The following is a 25,974-nucleotide window of genomic DNA, read 5'->3' on the forward strand; positions in this document are numbered from 1 at the left end:
CTCATGTTTTAAATTGGGATTAGTTAAATAGTATCATATTTTCCAATTGTCGAAAACTATTAGTTTCTAATTACTTCCAAAGAACAAATGTTTGTGATAGGTTTGTACTAAGGGAGAGTGATTAAAGTGAAATTGATAACAAAATTCAAAGATGGAGCAACAGTTACGCTTGATGGATGGAATGTAGATAGTTCTCATAAAGGGGATTTACTTCAATATATTAAAGATTCAAAGAAAAAAAATGTCCCGATATTGGTTACTGATGATAAAGGTGAACAATATGAGCGAACATGGGATGATGTATACTCTATAGAAATAATACTTGACTAAATGCTAGGCACCTGAATTAAGGGTGTCTTTTTTATTGCCTAAATTTAAGGAGAGATGAGAAGGTGATGTTAACAATGGTGTTATTTGCGAGTGCTGCTGGCTGTATATACCTTTTTAATAAGGGTGAGAAGAAATGCAGGCATTAATTGAGGATACTCAGGTGTTAGTGAGTCAGTCTGAAGATAGGTTAAAGAAGATCCAGGAATTAAAACAAAAAGAGTTGAGATTGCTTGAAGAGATGAAGGAGTTATTGAAGGAGAGATAGGAATGAGGAAAGATGATTTAGCAAGAAAGTTATTTGGTGATAAGGATTATTTCACACATTCATTTACAAACAAAGTAAAAGAATTAGAGAATCAGCTACATGTACATGATGATAATCATTTGTTCGGATGGTACTCGGATATTATTGTAGGGTATTTAGAACATCTTGAAAAATGTATAGTTGCCATGAAGGAAAAGGCTGCTAAGATTAATCAGAAGAGTAATGATGAGTGGGAAGAAGATGATTATGTAAAGGTTATAAATGATTGTGGGGAAGTACATAGGGTGTATTGTAAGAATGCTAAAGAGCTGTAGTTACTGTGGAAGAATCCATGGTATTAAGCATCAATGTTCCAGTAAGCCTACACGTAATAACAAAGTGTCAAAGGCGGATAGGTTTCGATCCACATCCAGTTGGCAGCGTAAAAGGAAACAGGTAAGAGAAGATAGGGATCTGCATATGTGCCAGGTTTGTATTAGAGAATTGTATGATACCCAGATCAAGTATAACTATGAGAATATACAAGTCCATCATATCATTCCGTTAAATGATCCTGAAGGATGGGACAAGAGGCTTGATGAGAACTATCTTATTAGTCTTTGTTATTACCATCATTGCTTGGCTGAAGATGGAGAGATACCAAGGGAAGAGTTGCTGCAGGTAGTTAAGGAACAAGAGGAGAAAAATTCTTATTAAAATATCCCCCCTACTTTGAGTTTGAGAAAAAATAAAAAGTTCCCACACCGACCGGTCCCCTACGGTCATAAAATCTTCCGAAATGGGCTATTTTGGGATGATAAGAATCTTATAGAAAGGCAGGTGATTTATGTGGCAAGAGCATCTAAACCAGTGGATTTACAAAGTGCACATTTGTCAAAAGAGGAATACACAAAAAGAAAGCAAGCTGAACAAAAATTGAAAGGTAATGATGGCTTAGTCTATAAACCACCAAAACACCTTTCTAATGATGAAAAGAAGTTATATCGTTTCTTAGTTAAAGAGCTTAAGGAAAGTAATATATTAAACAACTTGGACATTACAATCTTAGAAACCACAGTGGATGCAATTATAAAGATGCAGGAATGTAAGCAGTTATTAGACGAGCATGGTTTAGTTATTACAAAAACAGATGGAACATTAGTAAGAAATCCGGCAAGCATAATTTATAAAGATTATAATGTCATTTTCAATAAGTGTTGTATGGAATTGGGTCTTTCTCCTTCATCTAGGTCAAAATTAGCTGTACTTAATGTTAAGAACGAACAAGACAATCAAGATCCACTTCTCCAAGTGTTAAATGGTGATGTAAATGGATAGCATCAAGGAAAGTAAAGCTTATAAATATTGCAAATGGTGCCTTGAAGAAGACAATGATTATGTTGGAATTTATGTAAAGAAGCAAGCTGAACAATGGTTAGAAATAGCAGATGGAAATAATGGAGAAGCATGCATAGATGAAGAGATGTATAAAAAGGTTTGCGGAATCCTGAAGTTAATGGTTCATCCTGATTTAGGATGTTCAATTTATGAAGGGATGGAGCGTTACCAGTGGTTCTTTGTAACAGCCACTCTTTGTACTATTAATAAAGCTGATAACTCTCGCTATTTTGAGTCTAGCCTTCTCGAAATCAGCAGAAAGAATTACAAAACTTTTGGGAGTGCTATTGTTTTTATTGTAGGTATGCTGCTTGAACCTAAATTCTCAAGATTCTATTCTGTTGCACCAGATTACAAATTGTCTTCTGAGTTAAAAGTAGCCGTAAAAAAAATTATTAAGTCTAGTCCAGCACTGGAAAACCGATTTAAAATTAAGCGTGACATGATTGAATGTAAGCTCACAGACATTGAATATACACCATTAGCATACAGCAATGATAAGATGGATGGAAAGCTTGCAAACATCTTTTTGGCAGATGAGGCGGGGGTTCTCGACGATTACCCAATTGAAGCAATGAGAAGCTCCCAGATTACACTAAAAGATAAGCTTGGTATCATAATTAGTACGCAATATCCAAATGACAACAATGTTATGATAACTGAAATTGATTATGCTAAACGGGTATTAGATGGATTAGTTGAAAATAAAAGATATTTTAGTTTGTTATACGAGCCTGATGAAAATATCAAAAAGCAATGGGAAACGAATGATTTGGTAATTTATCAATCTAATCCAGTTGCAGTAGATAATGAAAAAGTCTTTAAAGCCATTGTCGATAAGCGGACGATGGCTATTTTATATGAGTCAAAACGTGAAAATTATCTATGTAAACATAACAATATTAAGTACAAGGGATTAGGGGCCGATGGGTATGTCTCGAGTGATCAAATCAAAGCGTGTAAAGCTGACCAGGAATGGGATTGGAATGGTAAAGATGTTTACATAGGTGCAGACGGTGCTGAGAGTTTCGATAATTCATCAATTTGTATGCTTGGATATGATGAAGAAACAGGAGTAGTTCACTCAAAAACATGGTGTTTTATTCAAGAGGATTACATAGAAGAGAAAAGCAAAAGGGAAAGATTTAATTATCAAAAGTCAATTGAAGCTGGAAACACTATTGTATGCGGAGATACCGTACTTGACTATGCTCACTTTGAGCAATTTGTTGTCGATTTGCAGTATGAATATGGTGTAAATATTGTTGGTATAGGATTTGACATTAGAAATCTTAGAAACTCTGCTCAGAAATGGGAAAGAGACCATGATTTATTACCAATTGAAGTCAAACAACATAGCACTGTTTTGCATCCAACAATTAAATGGCTCAAAGAATTGATATTGGAACAAAAATTCTCATACTATAATAACTTGGTTTATGAAAATAATTTTACCAACTGTAGAATCACTGAAGATACAAATTTAAACAAGTACATAAATAAAAAAGTAAGTGTTAAGACAGCAGGAAAGGTTGATATGGTATTTGCTACTATAAATGCATTATATCTGCTTCAGCAAGATGTAATATTCAATTCTGGTGGAGGATGGACTGCACAAGTAATTTAGAAGGGGGGTGTGATAATGGGATTAATTCAACAATGGAAAGAGTTTAGGCAATTTCAGAATGAAGAAAAAAGTATGACTTTAGAAGACATTTTACTACAAGCTGGTATCAGTACTGAAACAGTAACAAAAGATCAAGCTTTAAATATTCCTGCTGTAAGTGCTGCAGTTGGGCTTATATCTGACACAGTAGCTTCTTTGCCAATCCTTCTTTATAAAGAAGAAAATGGGAAAGTCACTGAAGTGAAAGATGATCGTGTATCACTGTTAAACGATGATACAAAGGATTCTTTGGATGGTTTTCAATTTAAGAAAGCGCTAGTGGAAGATTATTTATTAGATGGTGCTGGATATGCATACATAAACCGGGAAAGAAACAAGATTAAAAGTTTGCACTATGTTTCATATAACAATGTTTCTGTAAATATTAATGCTGATCCTATCTTTAAAAGTTATGACATTTTAGTTAATGGTACAACTTATAGTGATTACGAATTTATCAAACTAACTAGAAAAACTAAAGATGGTGTAACTGGTAAAGGAGTAATCCAAGAAAATAATAAAATGCTTTCTGTGGCGTAGAACTCTCTTGTATTTGAAGATATTCTTGTGCGCACGGGGGGCAATAAAAAGGGATTAATTACTTCTGAAAATAAATTAGATGCTGAAGCAATTACAGCGTTAAAAGAAGCTTGGAAAAACCTTTACAAGAATAATTCTGAAAACGTTGTTATTTTGAATAAAGGGCTGAGTTTTCAAGAGGCATCTAATACCTCTGTTGAAATGGAACTTAACTCAAATAAGAAAACTAATTCAATAGAAGTTTGTAAAATGTTTAAAGTCCCTCCTTCCTTATTTGAAGGTACTGCGACAGATGAAGTTCACGAGAGTTTTATTAAGATATGTATTAATCCGATACTGAAAGCTATAGAAACAGCGGTAAACAAAGACCTATTACTCCCGAGCGAGAAAGGGTCTTTTTATTTTGCAGTTGATACCAATGAAATCCTCAAGGGCAATATTCTGAAGCGATATCAGGCTTATAGTGAGGCTGTCAAAGCAGGCTGGATTAGTAAAAATGAAATCAGATACAGAGAAGATTATGAAGCTATCGAGGGCTTGGATATTGTAACAATGAGCTTGGGTGAAGTTATTTATGATACTAACTCCAAGAAATACTTTACTCCAAATATGGATAGCGTTACAAATTCAGGAATGACTAAAGAGGCATTGAAGGGGGGTGGAAATATTGAGAATTGAGATAAGAGGAGATCAGGTTTTACTTGATGGCTATGTAAATGCAGTGGGTAGAGAAAGTAGGATTTTACCTTCTCCAAATGGGCGATTCAAGGAGCAAATTGTTCCTAAGACATTTGAAAAAGCACTTATTAAATCTGAAAATGTTGACTTGCTTTTTAATCATGAAAAGGACAAGAAACTTGGCTCCATTAAGGATGGGAATCTTGAATTACGTGAAGATTCTATCGGGTTACGTGCTATTGCAACTGTAACTGACGAAGAAGTAATACAAAAAGCTAAAGATGGTAAATTAAGAGGTTGGTCATTTGGATTTATTGCAAATAAAGACAAGTGGGAAGATGGTTCAGACGGTATCCAAAAAAGATTTATTGAAGATCTTGACCTCTTGGAAGTGTCTATTTTAGATAAAACTCCTGCATATATTGCAACCTCCATTGAGGCCAGAGGAGAAGATTCATACATAACTGAGCAAAGAAATGAAGAGTTTACTGCAAATATTGAAGATAATTCTGGAAAGCAAAAAGAAAAACGTGAGGAAAGTCAAGTTGACTACTCAAATTATGAAAATGAAATTGAATTCCTAAAATTGAAAGGTGGAAAATAATATTATGAAAAAATTAGTTAAAAAAGTAGAAACTAGATCTATGCCAACACTTGTTGAGCAACGTAATAATTTACTTGACGAAATGGAAGGGCTACTAAGCAAAACAAAGGCTGAAACACGATCTTTTACAGATGAAGAAAGTAATCGTTTTGATGAAATTAAAAAGGAAATCGGTAAAATTGATAAAACTTTGGCAGCTGAAGAAGAGTCACGTTCTTTTGAAAAGAAAAAGGTTACTGGCAAAGAAGAGCAACGTGCTTTAGATGAAAAGAATTTCCTTAAATTCGTTAAAGGTGAAGAACGTGCATTAGATGTTGGTCAAAATGGTGGAATTATTCCAGATCACATTGCAAATCGTATTATCGATAAAGTAAAAGAACTATCTCCGATTGTACGGATGGCAAACACATTCTATGTTGGTGGAAATTTAGTATTCCCACTGTATGATGAAGGAACTTCATCTATTTCAGCTGCCTATGTTGAAGATATGCAGGAGCTGACTGAAGGAACTGGCAAATTTACGACTGTTAAACTAGAAAACTTTATTATTGGGTCTCTTGCTAAAATTTCAAAATCACTGATGAATCGCTCTGATGTGGACTTACTACCATTTGTTATTAACAAGGTGGCTGAAGCTATCGCTAACTTCCTTGAAAAAGAATATCTTGTGGGTACTACAGGTAAGATTGGTGGTCTTCTTGGAACAGCAACACAAGAAATCAATGCTCCAAGTGCCACTGCATTAACTGCTGATGAATTTATTGATTTGCAAATGGAAGTTCCAGAAGTATTCCAAGCTGGCGCTATTTGGATTATGAATAAGAAAACGTTCAAGGCAGTTCGCAAATTGAAAAATGCTGATGGTGAATATCTGCTAAATAAGAATGTTAACAATGGTTTCGGTTGGGAATTACTCGATAAACCTGTTTATGTTTCTGAATCCATGCCAGAAATTGCAGCAAGTGAAAAAGTTGTTGTATATGGCGACATGACAGGACTATATGCAAAACTTGCACAAAATGTTGAGATTCAAGTACTTGTTGAAAAATTCGCAACGCAACATGCTTTAGGTGTAGTGGGTTATGTTGAAGCTGATGCGAAGGTTGTTGAACAACAGAAGATTGCTGTATTAAAAATGGCTGCAGTTTAATAATTAAAGGTGGGGATTCCCACCTTTCTTTTTAATTTAGGGGGTGACATGTTGAAAGTTAAAGCATTAGTTAGTTTTTCTGGAATTGTCACCATGGTTAAAGGTGAAGAGAAAGAAATTACTAATAAAGAAGTCTATGGGGACTTGTTGCGAGCCAAATATGTGGAAGAAGTAAAGGTAACCAAGCGGAAGGTGAAAGAATAATGAAAATTAGCGAAATCACCATTCAAGACTTAAAGGAGTATGCTCATGAATTAAATGATGATCCTGAAATAAACCGAACTTTTACAAATATTTTAATGGCTTGTAAGGCATATATCAAAGGTTATACAGGCTTAACATTAGAGCAGATGGACAATAAAGAGGATTTGACTATGGTGCTAATGGTTCTTGCTAATGAATTGTATGAGAACAGATCTTACACAGTTCAAAATGATAAAGTGAACACCGTAATTAAATCGATTTTAGACATGTATTCCGTCAATCTATTATGAAGGAGTGATGTTTAATGAATCCAGGTCAATACAAGCACCGTATAACCTTTCAACAATTCATTGAGAGTGAAACTGAGAATGGTTTTCCTGTTGAAGGCTGGGAAGACATAATAACGGTTTATGCAGCGATTAGAACCTTGAAAGGGAATGAATTCTATGAAGCTGCAACAACTCAAAACGAAAATAATTCAAGGTTTATTATTCGTTACCGTAAAGGAATTTCTCCTGATATGCAAATTCAGATGAGGGATGGAAGAACTTTTGAGATCATCTCCCTAATCAACGATAACGAAGAAAATAAAACCCTTACTATCCATGCGAGGGAAGTGAAGTAAATGCTTAATTTAACAGGAATGGATCAATTATTGAGACAAATTGAACAAATGGGCAATAAAGTTGAAGGTGAAGTGGAAAAGAAGGCTCTCAAAGAAGGAGCGGAACACCTTAGAAATAAGATGGAAGAGAATGCGCCAAGGGGGAAAACAGGGAATCTTGCTTCTGAGATTGTTGTTGGAGATATCGAGAATGGTAGTGTGGAAATTGGTGGAGATCAGCAAGGAAAGGCTTTTTACGGACATTTCCAAGAATTTGGTACTAGTCGTCAAAAAGCCCAACCTTTTATGGCACCCACACTTGAAAACGAAAGCCAAACCACTCAAGACAAAATGGCAACTGTTATTAAAAGGGAATTAGGATTATGAGTTTAAATTCCTTGATAATTAATACATTAAAGCCTTTAGGAGTACCTGTTAAGTTTCAGACTCTTACTGAAAAAGAGAAACTAGCCGATCCTTCTTCTTATATTACCTTTTTCGAATACAATCAAAGGTCCGCCTTAGATTCTGATGATGAAGAAATGTTAACAAGACATTTTGTACAAGTAGATATTTGGTCAAAAGTTGACTATACAGATTTAGTAAAACAAGTAAAAGAAAATTTAAAACAGGTTGGTTTCTCAAGAAATTTTGAAACTGAACTTTACGAAACGGACACCAAAATATTTCACAAGGTGATCCGTTTCAACTACATAACTAGGAGGAGTTAATATGCCAGTAATTGGTTTAAGAGATTTTCACGCAGCAACAGTAAATGAAGATGGGACATATGGTGTTCCTAAGAAACTAGCACCAGCTATTTCTGCTACAATTACCCCAAATTTTCAAATCACAACTCTTTATGGAGATGATCAAGCTGTAGCAGTTGCAGAAGCATTGGGAGATATTGATGTAGAAATAAACCCGTCAGATCTGTCTATTGATGATTATGCTTTTCTATTGGGAAAAACAAAAAATACAGATGGAGTTATTGAAGATTCAGCCGATGATGTTGCTCCTTATGTGGCTTTAGGATTTAGGCTTCCAAAAGAAAATGGAGCGTTTAAATACTATTGGTACTATAAGGGGAAATTCCAGCCACCTGCTAGCCAGGCTGCTACAAAAGGTGAAAGTGTGGAATTCCAGACACCAACAATTTCAGGAAAGTTTGTTGCGCGTGAGGATAAAAAGTGGAGAGCTCACATGGAATCTGATGATACTAGTGCAAATCAGTCTGTTGTTGATGGTTGGTTTGATGCCGTTTATGCACCAACACCAGTAACACCTTAAGAAAATTTATCAAATTGAAGGTTAGTCATAAATTGACTGCCCTATTTTATTTGGAGGGAAAAATAAATGCAAATTAAATTATATCTAAACGAAGAAGAAAAAACCTTTACAGTCCCATTTATAAAAGGAAGAATGCTCAGAGAGGCTTTAAAAATGAACAAAGCTTTAGGTGAGAAAGATAGTTTAGATGATGAAACCTTAGATGAACTTGTTCAATTTGTTTGTGGAGTATTTAATAATCAATTTACTCCCGATGATGTTTTTGACGGTCTGCCTATTGATGGTATATTCATCAAACTTCAAGGGGTTCTTACTGATGTAATTAATAAGGCATTAAGTGGGCTTCAAGGGGAAAGCAATGGTGAATCAAACCCAAAAAACGTTTAGATCCTTATGAACAAATTAAGAAGATATATAAAGATTTAATGAAACAAGGTTATAAATTACATGAAATCGATGAAATGGATATCGGTTTTTATTTTGAATTGTTTTCAGAACCAAAAGAAGAAAAAGTTGTTTACGCAGAGCAAGTTCCGTGGCTGTAGGAGGTGGAAGAAATGGCGACAGTCGGAAATTTAAATATTAACCTATCATTAACCTCTGCGGAATTTAAAAGAGGTATTCAAGATGTAAATAGGCAACTAAAAATTGCCCAATCAGAATTTAAACTAGCTGGGGCTGGTGTACAAGGATTTGGTAAAACATTAGATGGGATGAGACAAAAATCTCGTTATCTAGATCAAACTCTGCAATTACAGCATTCTAAAGTTGACCAATTAAGGAGAAGATATGAGCAGTTAAAAGCAACTAAAGGTGAAGATGATGCAGCAACTCAGCGTATGTTAGTTGCCTATAATAATGCTCAAGCAGCAATGAACAGAACAGAAGCTGATTTGAGACGACTTAATGACCAAATAAGATTGCAGTCAAGCGCATGGCATCAGATGGGTGAAAGGCTTACCACAGCAGGTCAATCCATGAAAAATGTGGGTCAATCCATGAAAAATGTGGGCTCCCAACTATCCATGACTGTAACGGCTCCAATAGTTGGTGTAGGTGTCGCAGCTGTTAAAGCTGGAGCGGATTTTGAAGAGGGAATGGATAAAGTAGCGGCTATTTCTGGTTCAACAGGTGAAGACTTTAATAAGTTAAGAGATTTAGCTAAGAAACTAGGTGCAGAAACTAAATTCTCTGCTACAGAAGCAGCGGACGGTATGCAATTCCTAGCAATGGCTGGCTTCAAGACAAATGACATTTTAAAAGCAATGCCTGGTATGTTAGACCTTGCCGCAGCAGGTGCTTTGGAATTAGGTGCTGCAGCTGACATAACATCCAATATTATGAGTGGTTTCGGAATCGCAGCAGAGCAATCTGGACATGTTTCTGATGTATTAGCAAAGGCAGCCTCTAACGCAAATACTGACGTCACTCAAATGGGTGAAGCGATGAAGTATCTTGCTCCAGCAGCTAAAGTATTAGGTTGGTCAGTTGAAGAATCTGCTGCAGCTGTAATGGCATTTGGTGATGCTGGTATTCAAGGTACCCTTGCAGGTCAAGCATTTGCAACATCTTTAACAAGATTAGCAAAGAATCCAACTAAGAAAATGAAACAAGCCTTAGATGACTTGAATTTTAGTTTCTTTGATGCTCAAGGATCAATGAAGAGTATGCCGGATATTATTGCTGGTATGGAACAAGGTATGCAGGGGTGGACCGATAAACAAAAAGCAGCAACTATTACAACTATTTTCGGTGCAGAAGCATTTAAACATTGGGCTGTATTACTAGACAAAGGTTCCACTGCTTTAGATGAGAATACAAAAATGCTTGAAACTGCTGATGGTGCTGCAAAAGAAATGGCTAAAACAATGAGTGATAATGCAAAGGGTGATATTAAAACTCTCATGTCTGCCCTTGAAGGTCTAGCTATACAATTGTCAGACATACTTCTCCCGATTCTTAGTGATGGAACAAAAAAGCTAACAGAATTAACAAGAAAGTTTGCCTCTTTATCTCCTGAGACACAAAAGACAATACTTGCTATTGCAGGTATTGCTGCGGCTATTGGCCCCGTTTTAGTTGTTACGGGTGCACTTGTCAGTTCACTTGGAGCTATCATGACTGCTGCAGGAACAGTATCAGGTGCCATTGCGGTAGCTACCACAGGTGTGGCTGCAGCAACTCCTGCTATTGGAGCATTAGCAACAGCTTTTACTGTATTAACAGGTCCGATTGGTTTAACAGTAGCGGCATTAGCAGCGGTTACAGCAGGCGGAATTGCATTGTATAAACACTTACAGAAGGATGCTATTCCAGAGGTAAATAGATATGGTGATGAAGTTTCAAAGAGCACTAAAAAAGCATTGGATGGTTATTTTAACTTATCTGACAATGCTTCTCAAAAAGTTAAGGAATTATCTTTAACTCAACAGAAAGTAACTGTTGAAACAAAAGATGCCCTTGTGAATACATACTCCAAAATGAATGATCAAATCCTTGCAAAAATGGATGAAAGACATACAAAGGAATTAGAGAAGAGTAGAGAGTTCTTTACAAAGTCTAATGTCCTTACTCAGGAAGAAGAAGAGAAGATTCTTAAAGACAGAGAAATGCGTAATCAAGCAGAAATTGCTGGTCAAGAATATAAGGAATTACGTATCAAAGAAATTCTTGAAAGGGCTTCTGCAGAAAAACGTGCATTAACTGAAAGTGAAAAGACGGAGATTAATAGCCTCCAGCAACAAATGAATGTAAATGCAGTTCAGTATCTTTCTAAGAATGAATTAGAAGCAAAAGTAATTATGGAAAGAATGAAACAGTCTGCTGGAGATTTATCTGCTCAACAGGCAGCAGAAGTAGTAGCTAATTCTAATAAACAAAAAGATGAGGCTGTGAAAGCTGCTGAGAAACAGTATGAAGATACCATTGCAGAAATTATTAAAATGCGTGATGAAACTGGTGAAATTACAGCTGAACAGGCAGATAGGATGATCAAAGAAGCAGAACGTCAGAAAAACGTTACTGTTGGTCGTGCAGAAGAAACACATCAAGAGGTTGTAACAGCTGCAAAAGCACAAGCTGGTGAACACATAAATACTGTCAATTGGGAAACTGGAGAAATCCTTTCCAAGTGGGATGTTTTTAAGAATAAGACTGTAACAACTATGAACTTAATGTACCAAGGTGGAAAGAAAATCTGGCAAAGTATGGTGAAGGATATTGTCAACAAAGCTGAAAATATCAAGTCTAACTCTTTAACTGCGTTCGAAAATTTAAAGACCAATGCAGGTAGAAAGTTTAATGAAACAAAGGATATAATGCTTAAACCTGTAAAGGAAGCAAAGGAAAAGATTGCTGGATTGATTTCAGAAATTGAAGGGTTTTTCTCTAATCTAAAATTGAAAATTCCTAAACCTTCTTTGCCTGAGTTACCTAAGTTTTCATTATCTACAGACTCAAAAACTATCATGGGAAAAACTGTTAGTTATCCGACAGGTTTTGATGTTAAATGGAATGCTAAAGGTGCTTTATTTACGAAACCGACCATATTTAATACTCCTATGGGACTTCAAGGTTTCGGAGAGGCGGGACCAGAGGCGGCTCTTCCTTTAACAGATAAAGTATTAGGCGCAATAGGTTCATCAATCGCCCAAACAATGACCGGAGGAGACACCTATGTAACTGTTAACGCCCAAAAAGCAGTAATGGACGAAAAAGAATTGATGAGAACTATGCAAAGATTAGAGGTGCTATATGGCTGACAAACTATATTGGATCGATGCCAATGGCACCGATCATTTATTAAGTTTTGGTAGGAATTTTAATGTGCTAAACGGTGTGAACGGGAGGTTTATGCCTCCTGTTAGCATTGTAGAAGACGAAGTTCCTTTTCACGTTGGAACAAGAAAAAGAAATGTTAAAATCGGTCCTCGTGATGTGGACATTCCACTTCTTATACATGCTCAATCAGAAATTGAGTTAAGGAATATTGTACGTAATACACTAAAAATGATTAATCCTTTTAAAGAAGGAAAACTAAAATCGGTTGCTGAAGATGGAAGTCAAAGAGAATTGAACTGTCAATACGCTGGGGGTATGGAAGGTTCTGAGAATCGGGACAACAAAGGTTTTTGGTGGCAGAAGGCAATATTAGTCTTTCACGCCTTTGACCCCTTTTGGTACGATACAGCGACTCAAGTAAAAACTTTTACTTCAGGTGAACCAGTTCCATTTTTCCCACTCTTCCCATTAAGGTTAAACTCATCAAATGTTTTTGCAGATACAACTATCGATAATCAAGGTGATGTAGATACATTTCCTGAATGGATTATTAAAGGTCCCGGTGAGAATATTGTGCTTCGAAATCTCACATCGGGAGAATCAATGATTCTGAATGTTTCTCTTGGAATTGGTGAAAGCATAACAATTAATACAAAACCTTTTCATAAATCCGTTACGAAAAACAATGGAACCAACCTGTTCTACACTCTATCGGATGAATCATCTTTATGGGCATTGCAGGAAGGGAAAAATGCCATTCGTTTAGAATTGTCCGGTGCTACTGAGGAATCAAGTATCCAACTATCCTATCGTAATCGTTATTGGGGGGCTTGATAATGTATCACTTATTTGTTAGAGATGCTAATTTTAATCGTGTTGAACCTATAGAGGATTTTACAAGTCTTGAGATAATACAACGATTTAATTCAGTAGGATCATGGATGCTTGAAATGTCTACTGACTCAAAAGCAGCGAAAGAAATCATTAAGCCTAAATCCGGTATTGTAGTGGTTCGAGATGGTAAAACCATATTGAGCGGTACTGTGACAAGCAGAAAAAGGGTCTGGAATTCCAATAATGATAGGTTAACAATAGTTGGTGCTGATGATAATGTTTGGCTAAATCGGAGAATTGTATATCCTGAAATAGCTGGTGATTTTTCTTTAAATTCTTATGATATACGAAAAGGAAATGCTGAAACAGTCATGAAACAGTTCGTTGATGTGAATGCTGGATCTACAGCTCTACCTGAAAGAAAAATACTGTCAACCGAGATAAACAGAGGTATAGGAAAACAAGTTACTGGAAAAGGGCGTTTCAACAATCTATTAGATTTTCTACAAGCTCTTGCGCTTGCTGGAGGAGATATAGGATTTAAAGTAGTACAAGTGAATAAGCAGCTTGAATTTCAAGTGTATCAGCCAGCAGACAAAACAAAGTCTGCTTTTTTTAGTCCCCTTTTAGGCAATTTAATGAGCTTTGAATATACCCATGATAATCCTGAAACCAATTACACAATAGTTGGTGGTGGCGGAGAAGGTGCTGACCGTATCATCAAGCAGCGCGGCGATTCCAGCAGCATTGCAGAATACGGGCGAATGGAATCATTTATTGACCAGCGGAACACCACAGAGTTAGATGAACTTGAACAATCTATCACGGAAGAACTTGCAGAGAAGGCGCATAAAACAAGTTTAAGTATATCCCCAATTGATACTGATATGTTGGCATTTGGGCGTGATTATAACCTTGGTGACAAAGTTTCGGTAGTCCTCACACAGCCAAATGAGGTCGTAACAATAGAAACTCTTAACTATTTCTTATCTGCTTATCAATCGGCATCTATAGATATTGAAAGGGTACGGAAAGTACAGGAGAAATTACAAGTCTTACAGGATGTTGTGAGAGAAATTAAAATAACCATTACTCCTGAAGGTGAATCAATATCTCCTATGGTAGGTACTCCTGATTCAACAGGAAATAGTATTCTTGGAATCTTTAAGAAAATGAATAAATTTAACAAGCGAATTAGTAATTTGGAAAGAAGGTGATTGAATGAGTCAAATATCATATCCATTTGATAATACAACAGGTGTTGGAGAAGCAGAATGGACAGAAATGGCTCAGCATTTTGTTGATACGGGTATCATGCCAAAGATGCTAAAAGAATTAAAAGTATTTGCTGATTCTTCAGGTATGCAGGTGAAAGTGAATAGCGGAGTCGCTTTCATTAAGGGAAATTATTATAAATCAGATGCTGAGGAAGTACTGCCAATAGGAGCTTCTGATGGGAGTAATCCAAGGATTGATCGAGTAGTTATTCGGGTTGATTGGATTGAAAATGAAACAAGATTGCACATTCTACAAGGGTCTCCAGCCGTTACTCCTGTAGCACCTGGATTGACACAAAATACAGGAAGATGGGAAATATCACTTGCTCAAATCCGTGTGGACGCAGGTGTTTTAACCATTGCTGCAGATAAGGTCACAGACGAAAGGTATATGGTTGAAAAATTTGAGAACCGTTTAGTTGGTAGCGCTGTGATTACATCCCCAGGAGTAAGAAGTGTGCAATTCGGCAATTTGCCAGATTACATTAATGAGTACCGTTTAATTGGGTCTTTTCGTAATTCCGCAGCTGTCCCTGCCGATCTTAGACTATTCTTAAATACAAGTTCATCAGTCAATATGGCAGGCCAACGTCAAGATCAATATAACGAGACAATAACTGGCGCTGGAAATGTAGCAGCAAACGCAGCATCTCTCCCTGCCACTTCTTATGCATGCTACATAGATGCTTCCATTGTTTATGACAAGAGAAGTTTAGTACCGTTTATTCATGCGACAATTCTGGATGGATATAATCGGACATGGAAATATACAGGTCGAGGTACTAATAGTTTAAAACACCTTGAATCTTTACGGATCTTATTATTTGACCAAGACTTCCCAACCGGAAGCTGGTTTAATCTATACAGAGTGTAGGTGATATCGTGAAAACTTTACAAGTTGATGTGAGTAATAAAACTATTGAAATTAAAGACGAAGTGATTCAAGGCGAGCCTTCTGTCTCAAATCCACCTGTATCTGAACTGGAAGCAATAAAAAAGCAGCAAGCTGATTTAGTCTTAGAACTAATGAAGAAAGGGGTTCTGTGAATGGACTGGTACAGTTTTGCACTAAGTGATTGGGAAGTATATGGAGACCCATCACGCATTGCAATCTATGTTCAATTTAATAAAATTACTGCTGAGCAATATGAAAATATTACAGAAGAACCTTACACAGCGTAGGGTTCTTTTATTTTGGAGGTGGTGGAATGCCAGCAAATAACAGGGACTTAAAAACAGCAAACGGAAAAATAGCTCCACAATTCTATGATGAAATAACTGATGAATACGTAATTGCCAAAGGTGAAGATGGAGCTCCTTATTACCGTGAACTAGGTTCAATTGCCATGGAATCATGGACAGAAGCTAATCCAATCACAACGTTTCCTGGAAAGCGTTATGGTTTTTCCATTATGAATGACGGAACTGCGGATCTAAGTTTTACTATTAACGGATACATAAGAACGGTTAAGCCAGGAGAGGGTTATCAATCTTTATTTGAACCTTTTACAAGTCTAACTATTAATGCTACTGGCGCTTACAGGGCGGAGGTGTTGCGCTAATGCCGTGGAATCCAAAGAAACCAGATTTAAAGAATGATCCCACTTATTTAGAGCCGAGAGTAAACAATCTTACTACACAGTTGGCACAGAATGCGAAGAAATCAAGAGTAAGTATAACTGATTACGAAAGCCTTGTAATAGATAAAGGTTTATCTACAGAAGATTGGCAACCAGCATTTGACCAAGCTATTATGGACGTTTCTGTAAATGGTGGGGTTGTCATAGTTCCTAAAGGCACTTATCAAACAAGTGAAATTAATCTCCATTCTGATTATGTTTATCTCGAAGGTGAAGGAAAAGGTACTGTATTAAAAGCCTGTGGAGATAATCAATATATCATTAGAAGAACTGCAAGTTATGGTGGCGCAAGGAATTTACAGCTTTACGGCAATGGAAAAGTAAATGTGTTTGGACTTGGTGTAGTGCCTCCTTATGACTATGCGGCTGACAAAATAGCGCAACAAAACTACAACGAATTTGATTCTCTTTTTATTCTAGGTTGTACGGAAGGTATTGTTTTACAAGCAGGTACAAAAGTAAACGGAATGGATTCTGGGTGTTGGTATAACGTTTTTAGAGGTATCCAAGTACGATCAACAAAGAGAGGGTTGTGGTTAAAAGACCCTGTTAATGATAGTGGCTCACCATGCAATCGCAACCAATTTTACTCACTTCGTATTGGTAAGGATACAAATACAGGTGTGCAAATTGATGCTGGTGATACCAATGTTTTTTATTCTCTGAGTTTAGAAGGAATACAGTTAGGTACATCCCCAAGCGTAAAACCCACGGGAATCGTAGTTAAAGAAAAGTCCAGTGTAGGGTATCACAATACCGATAATAGGTTTTTCGGTCTAACATTTGAAGCTTGTACATTAGATGTAAAAAATGATGCTGTAAGGATGCAAATTGTTGGAAGTAACATTAGAACATTTGAAGGGGTTACATTACCACTTACAAACATGAATTCAGATCCTAGTGCATTCCCTTTTATTTTACCAGGTGTTGTGTATCCAGAAGGAGCGGGGTTAGGGGGATACAAATCAGGCGCATGGAACTACGACAAACCTATCGTAATGAGAAAGAATGTTGAAATTTATGATGTAGACTATCAGTGGCAGAAACAAGCACTTGATACAACAAAAGTTTCCAACGTATCTACCTTTGGTCAAACTGAAAGCTGGTTTACGAGAATTGGGAAGTTTGTTGAGTGGAGTTGTCGCTTCTCTTTTAAGGCAGTGGACGGGGCAACAATGTTACAAATAGAATTACCCGTGACACCTCATGCTTCTGCATATACAAACAATGGTTCAACCTTACCAATGGTTTTTAATGTGTATACCACTTATGGGAATAACGAAAGAATTGCTGTTGCAGGTGATTTAACCGGAAGTTACCCTATTAAGATTAAGATACCACCATCATCCGGTAAAACGTGGCACACGGGCGGTAATTATAATCAGATATGGTTCACAATCAGATATATGGGAGCTTAGTAAACACTCGGAAGAAATTGCGAAGAAAAGAATCTCAAAGAACTTTACAAGAATATATGTAAAGTTTATAAAAAAAATGTAATAATATTGTCAAATTGCTGGAAAAATGGCTTATTATTACGATATATCTAATAATAAGTTGAAAAGTGTGGTTGTATATTATGCTCAACAAATTTTGGGGTTCGCTTAAGTCGTTGTTTGAAATGGTAGAAGTTAATGGCGAAATACCTTCTATGCACAAAGAATGTCCGGTATGCAAAGGTACAGGTTTTGAAGATGTTTTTATCACGTGTGAATCATGTGAAGGGAATGGTTATGTCAAAGAATTACAACTACAAGAAACTGTGTAATGTCTAAGAGCTCAAATATGGGCTTTTTTTATTTTGTTTAGAAAGTAGGTGTGAAAGTGGAACAAATGCTAACAAATGGTTTAGATATAACAGCAGTTGTAGGTAACATCTGGTACGTTGCATTAGGATTCATTATTTTTGACCTTATCACCGGATCATTAGCTGCAGCAGTAGAAAGAAAATTAAACAGCTCAATAAATTACATAGGAATGATTAGAAAGGTAGGGGAATTTATAGCCCTTGCCTTTTTAGTTTTCTGTGATGCTTATTTTGGTGTAAATGGGCTACTTATTAAACTAGGAATTGGAATGATTGTTGCCTATGAAGGTATGAGTATTATTGAGAATTTTAGTCGTATTGGAATTGATGTAAAGTTTTTGACTAAGTTCTTTGATAAGAACAAAGTAGGGAAAGGGGATAAGTAATGGCTGATTGGATAAATGATGGTGGACATGGTGGCTCTGATCCAGGTGCAGTGGCAAAGGGTAATACTGAAAAAGTTTATACACTAGAAGCAGAATTATACGTACATAAACGATTAAAAGATCATGGTATTAGCAATGATGTCACTCGTACATCTGATGTAACTTTAGATGAGAATCCAAGGGTAAATAAAGTGAAGAATTATAAATATTGTTTGTCTCATCATTTTAATGCTGGTGGTGGCAATGGTGCTGAATTTATTCATTCAATCTATTCAGATGGCAAATTTGAAAAGATGCTTGCGGACGAATTCAAGAAAGCAGGTTATCCACTTAGACCAAGGGCAATCTTTACACGCAAAGGTTCCAATGGGCAGGATTATTATTACATGCACAGAAGGACTGGTGCTTGCCGTACTACAATAATTGAGTATGATTTTGTTGATGGTGCTAACTCAGAAAAGATTAAAGATAAAAAGTATCGTGAAGCTATGTATGAGTGTGTTGTGAAGACTGTATGTAAACAAGAAGGAAAAAGTTATAAACCTTTGAATCAACCTAAAAAAGATACTAATTCTGTCCTTGATGGGAATAAACAAAATGTGTATGTAAATGGAAAAAAGGTTGCTTATTTGGATAATGCTCATTTAATCGCAGAACTTGTTGAAAAGGAAATAAAAAATGGCGCCAAGAAAATTGTTATCGAATAAATAACCTTAATTTTGATAATTAATAATAACATTAGTTTTCAATAAAGGGGAATCGCAATGGACAAGATATTTTCTGGTGACAGCATTAACACAGAAGAGGATATACAAAACATCAAGGAAACTGTGATGAACTTAGATTCTGAAACAGTAACAATAGATAAGAAAGTCCTTCTTAGTCTTATTGAATATATTGAGACATTGCAAACAGAAGTAGAAATTTCAGAAGAAGATAAAGAAATATTATAATTATAAAAGCCCCTTACTTAATTGTGAAGGGGCTTAAGTTTTATTAGAAAATACTTCTTCATTTACAATACGTTCAAATATAGCATAGGCTTGTTTTTCAGGAATATATTTTTTGAATTCTACTCCTATACTGTCCTTAAGTTCTTTTGTAGATTTATTGATGGGAGTATTCCTCATCGAGGAGCAAAGAGTCTCAGGTGTGACTAGAGTACCTTCCCACTTTTCTTTCGTAACATAAATAAGTTCTGATATCCCGTCCTCGTGTTCAAAAACAATCTTATTAAAAAGATACAATGTTTTTACTGATTCCATAAATTTACTCACCCTACAGTTATATCGGTAAACAAAGAAGACATTTATATTAATTAGGTAAAAAGTTCTTGTGACTAATTTGTGAACTTAAAAAGCCCCTCATAATAAAGGAGCTAAGGTTTTTTCAAACGTAACAGTTTTTCTAAGTTCAATTTTTTTAGTCTTCCATCCAGCCTGTAACCAAGATTTTGCTTGAGGATGGCTTTTAATATCATTTGCCCACCAAGCACTATGAATATATGCCGATTTAGGTAATGTAAATTTCAATATTTCTTCTATCTCTCCAAAAGATAATGTAACTTCATTTGTCTTGACTTTTCTAAGGTAATCATAAATAGGTAAATATTTACCAGAGTACATAATTTATTATCATCTCCCTGAAACATTAATTTAATTCCAAATATGACTCTATATCGTATAAGCGAGAATCTAACTCCTCTAATTCACTCTTTAAATCTTCATTTTCCCATATAAGTTCTTCATTTTCTGCTTCTAAATCAGATATTCTAGTTTCCATTTCCTGCATGATTTCTAGGTTTTCAACGAAATCTTCTGCCTTAACTGTGTCATTTGAAACTTCATTAGAGCATCCACTTAAAATTAATAATCCAATAATAAAAACAAGTGATCTTTTCATTCCTTACCTCTTCTGCTATTAGGTGATTTTAGTAAACACCTTCTGGCTCATCATAATAATGAAATCCATCTTCAATTTTCTTTTCGCACTCAGCACAGTGTAACCAATAACCTGTATCACCTACGACAGAATAAACACTCTTATTAACTTCGCAGATGCAAAACTCATTCTCCATTTTTAATCTCCCCTAATAATTATTAAAACGGCAAATTATCCTCAGGCGATTCCGGCTCAATTTCCTTCACAGCCTCAGTAATATCATTCACTTCATTCCAAGTGACTTTTTCAATAATCGTATTTCTGTGACCTGTTTCTTTCTTTTGCTGCTGAATCCACTCATAAGCCACCACAGCTACGGCAAAATTAGGGTCTTTTTTAAATTCCTTGTCTGGGACAAAAAACTCCCCATTTCTAAAACCTCTATTACCTTCAATGTTAAGTGTCGTTTGAATTACTACCTTCATTTTTAAAGTCCAAGAATTTGTTTCTTTTTAGCATTAAATTCTTCATCGGTTATGATGCCAGCTGCTTTAAGATCTGCAAACTTTTTTAATTCATCTGCACCTGAAGATACAGGAGAAGATCCACTTTCTAATTTATCTTGATAAGATTCAATAAGTTCTTTTGCTTTTAGAAATTCCTCATACTGTTTCTTTGTATCAAAAGTGATTGTATTTTCATCTTTTACCACATCAGTCATTTTTCTTCCCTTTTGTTCTGATGAACCTGAGAAAGCAAATTGTATAAATCCTACAGTTAAGCCTGGCTTTTTCACTTGAATCCCCGTAATAGACTTAATACGTATTTCCTTTTCTCCCTTTCCACCACCAAAAATACGACCGAACTTCAAAATAACCTTAGATGGTGTAACTGTTAATGTACCGTTCTTTCCTTTTAAAACTAAATCACTCATTCCAAATCCCCCTCATTAATCCTTATATTTTCTAATTTAATTATATACGAGATTTGATTTATAAAGTTTCATTTTTTTCCAATTTAGTAATTATTTTCGCTCATATAGATCATCTACTTTAACACCCAATAAATCAGCTAATATGAACGCTTTATCCAAGGGAGGATAGGATCTTCCAGCTAACCAATTAGACAATTGTGTAGGTGTAATTCCGATTTTTTTTGCTACGTATTTTTTCATTAATCCTCTTTCCTCAATCCAATAGCCGATTTTACATTCCATACTAGCCATATAAACACCTCATGAAGGTATTCTCTCTATGTTGTACAAACCCTTTCAAAATAAAAATGAATTTTAATCAAAAAAAATTTGGAGTACAAGATAACTTTTCAGCATTTGCCCATATAGATATTTTAACTAGCAAATATATCAGTAAATACATTTACAAATATAGCAATAAATATATCTGCTAAATGTTTATATCCAAATATATTTCTACCGTGTCCATCCATTAATAATAAACAATTTTAAAAAACATTTAGAGAGACATGTGACCGGGAAGGAAGGAGAGGGGGCACGGGGGGGGGAGAGGAAGGAAACCAATTTTAATTAAGGGAGAGAGATAAATGATAAAATTTGTCCTTATCGGTAGTTACATTGTTCATAAAATTTATTGGAAACATGCTAATAAAAAGGTGTTAATTTCATGGAATAGCTTTTTTAAGGATGTGGCTTAGATGAGAGGAACAGCTTATCCAATTATTGCAGATAAACTAAAAACTAAGTATGAAAGCTTTAAATGGAATCAGCATGAACCAGGTATGGATGTTTTCACCGATCTTAATAAAGTAAAAACTTATTGTGGAAACTTTGGAGATTCAGTTCAGGAAACGACTTGTTGGTTAGACACGTTTAATTGGAGCATTATGAAACAAACAAAGCTTTCTGAAGATATATACCAGTTTATCTCCCATAGATCAGGTATCGTAAGAAGGTCAATTGATAATGAAGTTGAGAATTTTCATATCAATTGGGAAGCACTCGATCCAATAAAAGATACTGTCCTTGAGCAATTCAAGAAAGGAGTATTTAACTTTATTGATCTAATGATTTAGGGAGGGTTAAGCAAATGATACTTGCAGCAAAGAAAAAAGAGGTATTTACGGTGAGTGAGTTTTTAGCCCGTCAGCCAAAAGAACCTACTCAAAGTAATACACCTCATATTCCATTGTATGGTTACATGGGACTTGATACAACTTCAAGAAGCTTTTTTAGTGAATATGATTTCAATACACCTTACTATATAGTTTTTGGAATTGCGGGAGTCCTTTTGGTATCAACCTTAATTGAAAATGTTTTTGTTGCTCATGGTAATCCTCGAAAAGCTGAACAGGTTAAAGCATTTACTCAATTTGCAATGCCAGTTGTATTTTACATCTTCCTTGCTGTAGGGATATTTAAAGTATTTCTATAAGAGGTGGTCGAATGTTCTCTTTGAAGGATTATCTGTATAAACAAAAAGTAAAATCAAAATTATTGGACTGTTTTAGATCTGCAGAAATTTATTTCACAGCAAAGGCTGGCAATAGAACAGTATATATTTATCCAAGAATCCATTCTGTGAAATACAAAACAAATGAAAAATTCACAGAGGTTGTATTTACATTGCTCAATGGGATGAATCCTCATGATTTAATGATAAAGAAAAGGTATGTACTAGAGCAGTATTTTGGGAAATCCATTGATTTACCAGGGGATTTAAAGAAGTTTGTGCTCAATATTTACGATAAACCTTTGAAACCGGATCTAATTTATAAGTTTGAAGATATTCTGCCTTATTTACACACTGTCGAGAAGAAAAAAGGCAAAGTAGTTAAAATACCATTAGAAATGCCAGTTGTTGTAGGTAAAAAGAAAAATGGAAGATTTTTAGTATTAGATATGCTAGAACTTCCTCATGTGATTATCCAAGGGACTACTGGATCAGGTAAAAGTTCAGCCATAAGAGTTATTCTTACTACTTTGATTAAGTATAAACGACCAGAGGAGTTAGACATTTACTGTATAGATGGTAAACGTGCTGAATTTGGGCTATTTAAGAAGGTGGAACACGTTCAAAAGGTTGTTTACTCAAACAAAGACGCTAGGAAAGTATTAAAAGATGTTACAAAAATGATGTATCAAAGGGAAGAATTGCTTGATACGTTTGATGTTCCTCATGTTAATGATTTACCGACGGAGCATAAACAGAAGTATATACTTGTTGCTGTTGATGAATTTATTGAATACCTGGATGACAAGGAATTAATGAGCGATATAATCAAAATTTCATCGAAAGGCAGAGCTGTAGGAATATTCTTATTAGCATCTGCGCAAAGAATGGATGCAGATGTTATGGATACAAAAGCAAGAGGAAATTTCAATATTAGAATGAGCTTCAGAGCAGTCGATAAAACAAATGCTATGCTGCTTGGTACTCAGGGAGCAGAAAAGATTAAACGTGAAGAAAAAGGCAGATTAATTTTAAATTCTGGTGAAATTGAAGAATTACAATCCCCTCATTTGACCTATGACAAAGCAAGGAATTTGCTGAATCCTTATATGGTTTCTAAAAGCAATATAAAAGATGTAACAGAGGTTCAGGGTGAGCCATCGTCTGATATTTGTGAAGTCCTAAATGAACCTCACAAAAATGACTTAGACTTATTTCTGTAGGAGGATAACAACATGAGAAAACGTGATATGGATATCCTTTATTCATTAGAAAAGTTTAAATGTCTTGAACGGGATCAAATAGCTGCTTTGCATTTTTCAAATAACAAGAATCCTATTGTTTCAGTCAACAGGGTTCTGAAAAGGCTCCGAATGGATGGATATGTTTTGGTGAATACAAACAGATCATTTAAACCCTATATATATTTCTACAATCCCTCCCCAATTAAATTAGACTCACAGAAAATTGATCATTATTTGATGATTGCTCAAGGTTATATAGATATGAGTAGGTATTCCAAAGTTGAAGATTACAAAATTGAACCTAAAATAGAACACGCTGATTTTATCCCAGATGTTGCTTGTAAATGGTTAGGAAATGAGTGGTTCTTAGAGTTTCAGAACAGCACATATACAATTAAACAGCTTTATGCCAAGTTGGATAAGTATAAGGAATATCTTGATAAAGGGTATTGGAATAATCAAAGAGTGCTTATTATAGGTAAAACAAATCTTAAATTAGATGCTGATGATTATCCCTTTAAAGTTAAGCAGATTAGGAGCATTGAAGACCTGAGTGAGACTATTCAGCAATTCAAGGAAATGAAGTATCAGGAGTTTAAGGGTAAGGTTAAGGAAGAAGCTGATGCGACTGTATCAAAGCCTAATGCATTCTCTGAGAGCTATAAAAGTAAGGACGGAGTAATTAAGTTTGTATTTTAAATGGTTATATTAAATTATTTTATATTGACTGATAATTTTGACAAAGTTAATATTTGCCCGTATAATAACCAAAGTGTTCTTAAGGACATGAAAAGACAACTATGAGGTGCAAAATTGATAACAACACAGATCAACAGAGAAGAATTACCCGAAGCATTAACTCCGAGGCATATTCAAGAAATATTACAAATAGGGAAAAAGCAAACATATGAGATGATGGAGAATCCACCATTTCATGTAGTTAAAGTTGGCAGGTTATACAAAATATCTAAGAAAGCATTTTTTAAGTGGTTTGACGGAGAGTGAGGATTATTCCTTGCTCTTTTTTGGTTCTGAATGGTTCGAAGGGTGGTTTCGAAAAGAATCGGAAGTAGGTTCTGAACTGTTAGGAAGGTAAAACTAGTTTCTTCTATAATATAAGAATGTTAAACCGGAGTTTAAAAGTATGGTAGACATATTAGTAGATTAATGGTATATTTTTCTCAATAGAAAAAAGTGATTAGTTAACGTACATAAATCCTTATATATCAACGTTTTTGAGTGTCTTATAATGAAGCCATCTCAGAAGAAGATCAACCAAATGATGAATGCCATGAACAAGCAGACTGGCAAGTAATCAGGGACAAGCATCCCATCTGAAACCACTTTTCTGTTACAATACAAGGAAGGTGGTTTTTTATATCCAAAATGAAACCTTCTTTGAAACAGAGCGTATTTATACTATGACAAATCATGAAAGGAACGAGCAAATGAAAAAAGTAATTCTTATAGGGCTCCTTACCGTTTCCATGTTATTAAGCGGCTGTTCCGTTCTGGGAGAAGTGAATAATTCCATTGACTATGTTAATGAAGCGACTGAGCATATCAATACATTAAGCGACTTTGCTGAAGAGGCGCCGCAAATGATTCAGGAGGCGGCAGCGGATCCGGCATTAAAGCAGGAACTTGAAGACAGATTGACGACACTTAAGCAGGAAGTTGAAGAGTTTATCGCCCTTCAGGATATCCCGACGCTGGCAGAGGGTGTTCATCAGGAGCTGGTTACACAGAATGAAGCGCTTCTGGCTGAGATCAATAAAGTATTGGAGAACGGCAGCCTAGCATTGGATCAGCTGGAGAACTCAGAGCTATTCACTACCATTAATGAAGCAACAAGCCTGATCAACCGAATAGAAGCATTAGGGCAATAAAGCATCCAAAGGGGTGCTTTTTTCTTGCGAGAAAAAATCTTCCTTATTTTCTCAATATTTGATAAACTATTTAAGCTATTATGTTTCGAATTTCGGAGGATG

39 protein-coding genes and 1 pseudogene are annotated in these 25,974 nt (G+C 35.5%); 33 read left to right on the forward strand and 7 right to left on the reverse strand.

Annotation, left to right across the window (positions count from 1 at the left end; all coding sequences use genetic code 11):
* Window positions 1-126 precede the first annotated feature (126 nt).
* The 27 genes and pseudogenes from A361_RS10465 to A361_RS10580 all read left to right on the forward strand — a co-directional run bounded on the left by A361_RS10465 (window position 127) and on the right by A361_RS10580 (window position 19,385).
* Window positions 127-330 carry a hypothetical protein gene (locus A361_RS10465; protein ID WP_019381848.1) on the forward strand — a complete coding sequence of 68 codons (204 nt, stop codon included), beginning with the start codon at window positions 127-129 and terminating at the stop codon, window positions 328-330.
* A 133-nt stretch (window positions 331-463) separates the two neighbouring features.
* Window positions 464-595, forward strand: coding sequence for a hypothetical protein (locus tag A361_RS31225; RefSeq protein WP_019381849.1), 132 nt, complete (start codon window positions 464-466; stop codon window positions 593-595).
* Window positions 596-597: 2 nt separating this feature from the next.
* Complete coding sequence (locus A361_RS10470; RefSeq protein ID WP_019381850.1) at window positions 598-909, forward strand: hypothetical protein; 312 nt, start codon at window positions 598-600, stop codon at window positions 907-909.
* A gap of 169 nt (window positions 910-1,078) precedes the next feature.
* On the forward strand, window positions 1,079-1,291 hold the full coding sequence (locus A361_RS30830) for a hypothetical protein (protein ID WP_236888019.1): 213 nt from the start codon (window positions 1,079-1,081) through the stop codon (window positions 1,289-1,291).
* A gap of 21 nt (window positions 1,292-1,312) precedes the next feature.
* Entirely contained in the window at window positions 1,313-1,912 is a 600-nt protein-coding gene (locus tag A361_RS10480; RefSeq protein ID WP_218971696.1) for a phage terminase small subunit P27 family, read from the forward strand.
* The gene (locus tag A361_RS10485; RefSeq protein WP_019381853.1) at window positions 1,905-3,599 is read left to right on the forward strand and encodes a terminase TerL endonuclease subunit; all 1,695 of its coding nucleotides are present in this window, start codon (window positions 1,905-1,907) and stop codon (window positions 3,597-3,599) included. Before A361_RS10480 ends, A361_RS10485 begins: the two co-directional genes overlap by 8 nt.
* Before the next feature lie 72 nt (window positions 3,600-3,671).
* Window positions 3,672-4,856 (forward strand): annotated as a pseudogene (locus A361_RS30835) (phage portal protein).
* A complete protein-coding gene (locus A361_RS10495) occupies window positions 4,846-5,460 on the forward strand; it encodes an HK97 family phage prohead protease (RefSeq protein WP_019381856.1) in 615 nt (204 codons plus the stop codon). The pseudogene A361_RS30835 and the gene A361_RS10495 overlap by 11 nt, the downstream one beginning before the upstream one ends.
* A gap of 4 nt (window positions 5,461-5,464) precedes the next feature.
* Window positions 5,465-6,610: a phage major capsid protein gene (locus A361_RS10500; RefSeq protein WP_019381857.1), complete on the forward strand. Its 1,146-nt coding sequence runs from the start codon at window positions 5,465-5,467 to the stop codon at window positions 6,608-6,610.
* A gap of 48 nt (window positions 6,611-6,658) precedes the next feature.
* On the forward strand, window positions 6,659-6,814 hold the full coding sequence (locus A361_RS29875; RefSeq protein WP_157888529.1) for a hypothetical protein: 156 nt from the start codon (window positions 6,659-6,661) through the stop codon (window positions 6,812-6,814).
* Window positions 6,814-7,104 carry a head-tail connector protein gene (locus A361_RS10505; RefSeq protein ID WP_019381859.1) on the forward strand — a complete coding sequence of 97 codons (291 nt, stop codon included), beginning with the start codon at window positions 6,814-6,816 and terminating at the stop codon, window positions 7,102-7,104. The genes A361_RS29875 and A361_RS10505 overlap by 1 nt, the downstream gene beginning before the upstream one ends.
* A gap of 14 nt (window positions 7,105-7,118) precedes the next feature.
* The gene (locus A361_RS10510) at window positions 7,119-7,439 is read left to right on the forward strand and encodes a phage head closure protein (RefSeq protein ID WP_019381860.1); all 321 of its coding nucleotides are present in this window, start codon (window positions 7,119-7,121) and stop codon (window positions 7,437-7,439) included.
* Window positions 7,440-7,805: an HK97-gp10 family putative phage morphogenesis protein gene (locus A361_RS10515; RefSeq protein ID WP_019381861.1), complete on the forward strand. Its 366-nt coding sequence runs from the start codon at window positions 7,440-7,442 to the stop codon at window positions 7,803-7,805.
* Window positions 7,802-8,149, forward strand: coding sequence for a hypothetical protein (locus A361_RS10520; protein ID WP_019381862.1), 348 nt, complete (start codon window positions 7,802-7,804; stop codon window positions 8,147-8,149). Before A361_RS10515 ends, A361_RS10520 begins: the two co-directional genes overlap by 4 nt.
* Window position 8,150: 1 nt before the next feature.
* A complete protein-coding gene (locus A361_RS10525) occupies window positions 8,151-8,708 on the forward strand; it encodes a major tail protein (protein ID WP_019381863.1) in 558 nt (185 codons plus the stop codon).
* Window positions 8,709-8,774: 66 nt separating this feature from the next.
* Window positions 8,775-9,095, forward strand: a complete 321-nt coding sequence (gpG, locus tag A361_RS10530; protein ID WP_019381864.1) for a phage tail assembly chaperone G — start codon at window positions 8,775-8,777, stop codon at window positions 9,093-9,095.
* Window positions 9,096-9,265: 170 nt separating this feature from the next.
* Window positions 9,266-12,469 (forward strand): phage tail tape measure protein, encoded by a 3,204-nt coding sequence (locus A361_RS10535; protein ID WP_019381866.1) that lies wholly within the window; start codon window positions 9,266-9,268, stop codon window positions 12,467-12,469.
* Complete coding sequence (locus A361_RS10540) at window positions 12,462-13,322, forward strand: phage distal tail protein (protein ID WP_019381867.1); 861 nt, start codon at window positions 12,462-12,464, stop codon at window positions 13,320-13,322. Before A361_RS10535 ends, A361_RS10540 begins: the two co-directional genes overlap by 8 nt.
* 2 nt (window positions 13,323-13,324) lie before the next feature.
* Window positions 13,325-14,539, forward strand: coding sequence for a siphovirus ReqiPepy6 Gp37-like family protein (locus A361_RS10545; protein ID WP_019381868.1), 1,215 nt, complete (start codon window positions 13,325-13,327; stop codon window positions 14,537-14,539).
* Between the two features lie 4 nt (window positions 14,540-14,543).
* Window positions 14,544-15,473: a hypothetical protein gene (locus A361_RS10550; protein ID WP_019381869.1), complete on the forward strand. Its 930-nt coding sequence runs from the start codon at window positions 14,544-14,546 to the stop codon at window positions 15,471-15,473.
* A gap of 8 nt (window positions 15,474-15,481) precedes the next feature.
* Window positions 15,482-15,646: a hypothetical protein gene (locus tag A361_RS29880; protein ID WP_019381870.1), complete on the forward strand. Its 165-nt coding sequence runs from the start codon at window positions 15,482-15,484 to the stop codon at window positions 15,644-15,646.
* Complete coding sequence (locus A361_RS29360; RefSeq protein ID WP_019381871.1) at window positions 15,647-15,781, forward strand: XkdX family protein; 135 nt, start codon at window positions 15,647-15,649, stop codon at window positions 15,779-15,781.
* Between the two features lie 26 nt (window positions 15,782-15,807).
* Window positions 15,808-16,161 carry a hypothetical protein gene (locus tag A361_RS10555; protein ID WP_019381872.1) on the forward strand — a complete coding sequence of 118 codons (354 nt, stop codon included), beginning with the start codon at window positions 15,808-15,810 and terminating at the stop codon, window positions 16,159-16,161.
* Window positions 16,161-17,657, forward strand: a complete 1,497-nt coding sequence (locus tag A361_RS10560) for a hypothetical protein (RefSeq protein WP_019381873.1) — start codon at window positions 16,161-16,163, stop codon at window positions 17,655-17,657. The genes A361_RS10555 and A361_RS10560 overlap by 1 nt, the downstream gene beginning before the upstream one ends.
* Before the next feature lie 415 nt (window positions 17,658-18,072).
* On the forward strand, window positions 18,073-18,432 hold the full coding sequence (locus tag A361_RS10570; protein ID WP_019381875.1) for a phage holin family protein: 360 nt from the start codon (window positions 18,073-18,075) through the stop codon (window positions 18,430-18,432).
* Window positions 18,432-19,139 carry an N-acetylmuramoyl-L-alanine amidase gene (locus tag A361_RS10575; protein ID WP_019381876.1) on the forward strand — a complete coding sequence of 236 codons (708 nt, stop codon included), beginning with the start codon at window positions 18,432-18,434 and terminating at the stop codon, window positions 19,137-19,139. Before A361_RS10570 ends, A361_RS10575 begins: the two co-directional genes overlap by 1 nt.
* A gap of 57 nt (window positions 19,140-19,196) precedes the next feature.
* On the forward strand, window positions 19,197-19,385 hold the full coding sequence (locus A361_RS10580; protein ID WP_019381877.1) for a hypothetical protein: 189 nt from the start codon (window positions 19,197-19,199) through the stop codon (window positions 19,383-19,385).
* A gap of 33 nt (window positions 19,386-19,418) precedes the next feature.
* Here A361_RS10580 and A361_RS10585 read toward each other — a convergent pair whose 3' ends face one another.
* The 7 genes from A361_RS10585 to A361_RS10610 form a co-directional block, all read right to left on the reverse strand.
* A complete protein-coding gene (locus A361_RS10585; protein ID WP_019381878.1) occupies window positions 19,419-19,697 on the reverse strand; it encodes a hypothetical protein in 279 nt (92 codons plus the stop codon).
* Window positions 19,698-19,796: 99 nt separating this feature from the next.
* Window positions 19,797-20,057 carry a DUF7662 domain-containing protein gene (locus A361_RS10590; RefSeq protein ID WP_019381879.1) on the reverse strand — a complete coding sequence of 87 codons (261 nt, stop codon included), beginning with the start codon at window positions 20,055-20,057 and terminating at the stop codon, window positions 19,797-19,799.
* A gap of 25 nt (window positions 20,058-20,082) precedes the next feature.
* Window positions 20,083-20,334 carry a lipoprotein gene (locus tag A361_RS10595; RefSeq protein WP_019381880.1) on the reverse strand — a complete coding sequence of 84 codons (252 nt, stop codon included), beginning with the start codon at window positions 20,332-20,334 and terminating at the stop codon, window positions 20,083-20,085.
* Window positions 20,335-20,362: 28 nt separating this feature from the next.
* Entirely contained in the window at window positions 20,363-20,509 is a 147-nt protein-coding gene (locus tag A361_RS29885) for a hypothetical protein (protein ID WP_019381881.1), read from the reverse strand.
* 22 nt (window positions 20,510-20,531) lie between these two features.
* Complete coding sequence (locus tag A361_RS10600) at window positions 20,532-20,798, reverse strand: hypothetical protein (RefSeq protein ID WP_019381882.1); 267 nt, start codon at window positions 20,796-20,798, stop codon at window positions 20,532-20,534.
* A 2-nt stretch (window positions 20,799-20,800) separates the two neighbouring features.
* The gene (locus A361_RS10605; protein WP_019381883.1) at window positions 20,801-21,247 is read right to left on the reverse strand and encodes an SHOCT domain-containing protein; all 447 of its coding nucleotides are present in this window, start codon (window positions 21,245-21,247) and stop codon (window positions 20,801-20,803) included.
* A 90-nt stretch (window positions 21,248-21,337) separates the two neighbouring features.
* Window positions 21,338-21,538, reverse strand: a complete 201-nt coding sequence (locus A361_RS10610; RefSeq protein WP_019381884.1) for a helix-turn-helix domain-containing protein — start codon at window positions 21,536-21,538, stop codon at window positions 21,338-21,340.
* 446 nt (window positions 21,539-21,984) lie between these two features.
* Here A361_RS10610 and A361_RS10615 point away from each other — a divergent pair, with 446 nt between their 5' ends.
* The 6 genes from A361_RS10615 to A361_RS10640 all read left to right on the forward strand — a co-directional run bounded on the left by A361_RS10615 (window position 21,985) and on the right by A361_RS10640 (window position 25,872).
* Window positions 21,985-22,362: a hypothetical protein gene (locus A361_RS10615; RefSeq protein ID WP_019381886.1), complete on the forward strand. Its 378-nt coding sequence runs from the start codon at window positions 21,985-21,987 to the stop codon at window positions 22,360-22,362.
* Window positions 22,363-22,376: 14 nt separating this feature from the next.
* Window positions 22,377-22,721, forward strand: coding sequence for a hypothetical protein (locus A361_RS10620; RefSeq protein ID WP_019381887.1), 345 nt, complete (start codon window positions 22,377-22,379; stop codon window positions 22,719-22,721).
* A gap of 11 nt (window positions 22,722-22,732) precedes the next feature.
* Window positions 22,733-23,962, forward strand: a complete 1,230-nt coding sequence (locus tag A361_RS10625) for an FtsK/SpoIIIE domain-containing protein (protein ID WP_019381888.1) — start codon at window positions 22,733-22,735, stop codon at window positions 23,960-23,962.
* A 12-nt stretch (window positions 23,963-23,974) separates the two neighbouring features.
* Window positions 23,975-24,682 (forward strand): replication-relaxation family protein, encoded by a 708-nt coding sequence (locus A361_RS10630; protein WP_019381889.1) that lies wholly within the window; start codon window positions 23,975-23,977, stop codon window positions 24,680-24,682.
* 114 nt (window positions 24,683-24,796) lie between these two features.
* On the forward strand, window positions 24,797-24,988 hold the full coding sequence (locus A361_RS10635) for a helix-turn-helix domain-containing protein (RefSeq protein WP_019381890.1): 192 nt from the start codon (window positions 24,797-24,799) through the stop codon (window positions 24,986-24,988).
* 416 nt (window positions 24,989-25,404) lie between these two features.
* Window positions 25,405-25,872, forward strand: a complete 468-nt coding sequence (locus A361_RS10640; RefSeq protein WP_192908503.1) for a DUF6376 family protein — start codon at window positions 25,405-25,407, stop codon at window positions 25,870-25,872.
* Window positions 25,873-25,974 lie beyond the last annotated feature (102 nt).

This window comes from Cytobacillus oceanisediminis 2691 (genome assembly GCF_000294775.2).
GTDB classification, from domain to species: domain Bacteria; phylum Bacillota; class Bacilli; order Bacillales; family Cytobacillaceae; genus Cytobacillus; species Cytobacillus pseudoceanisediminis.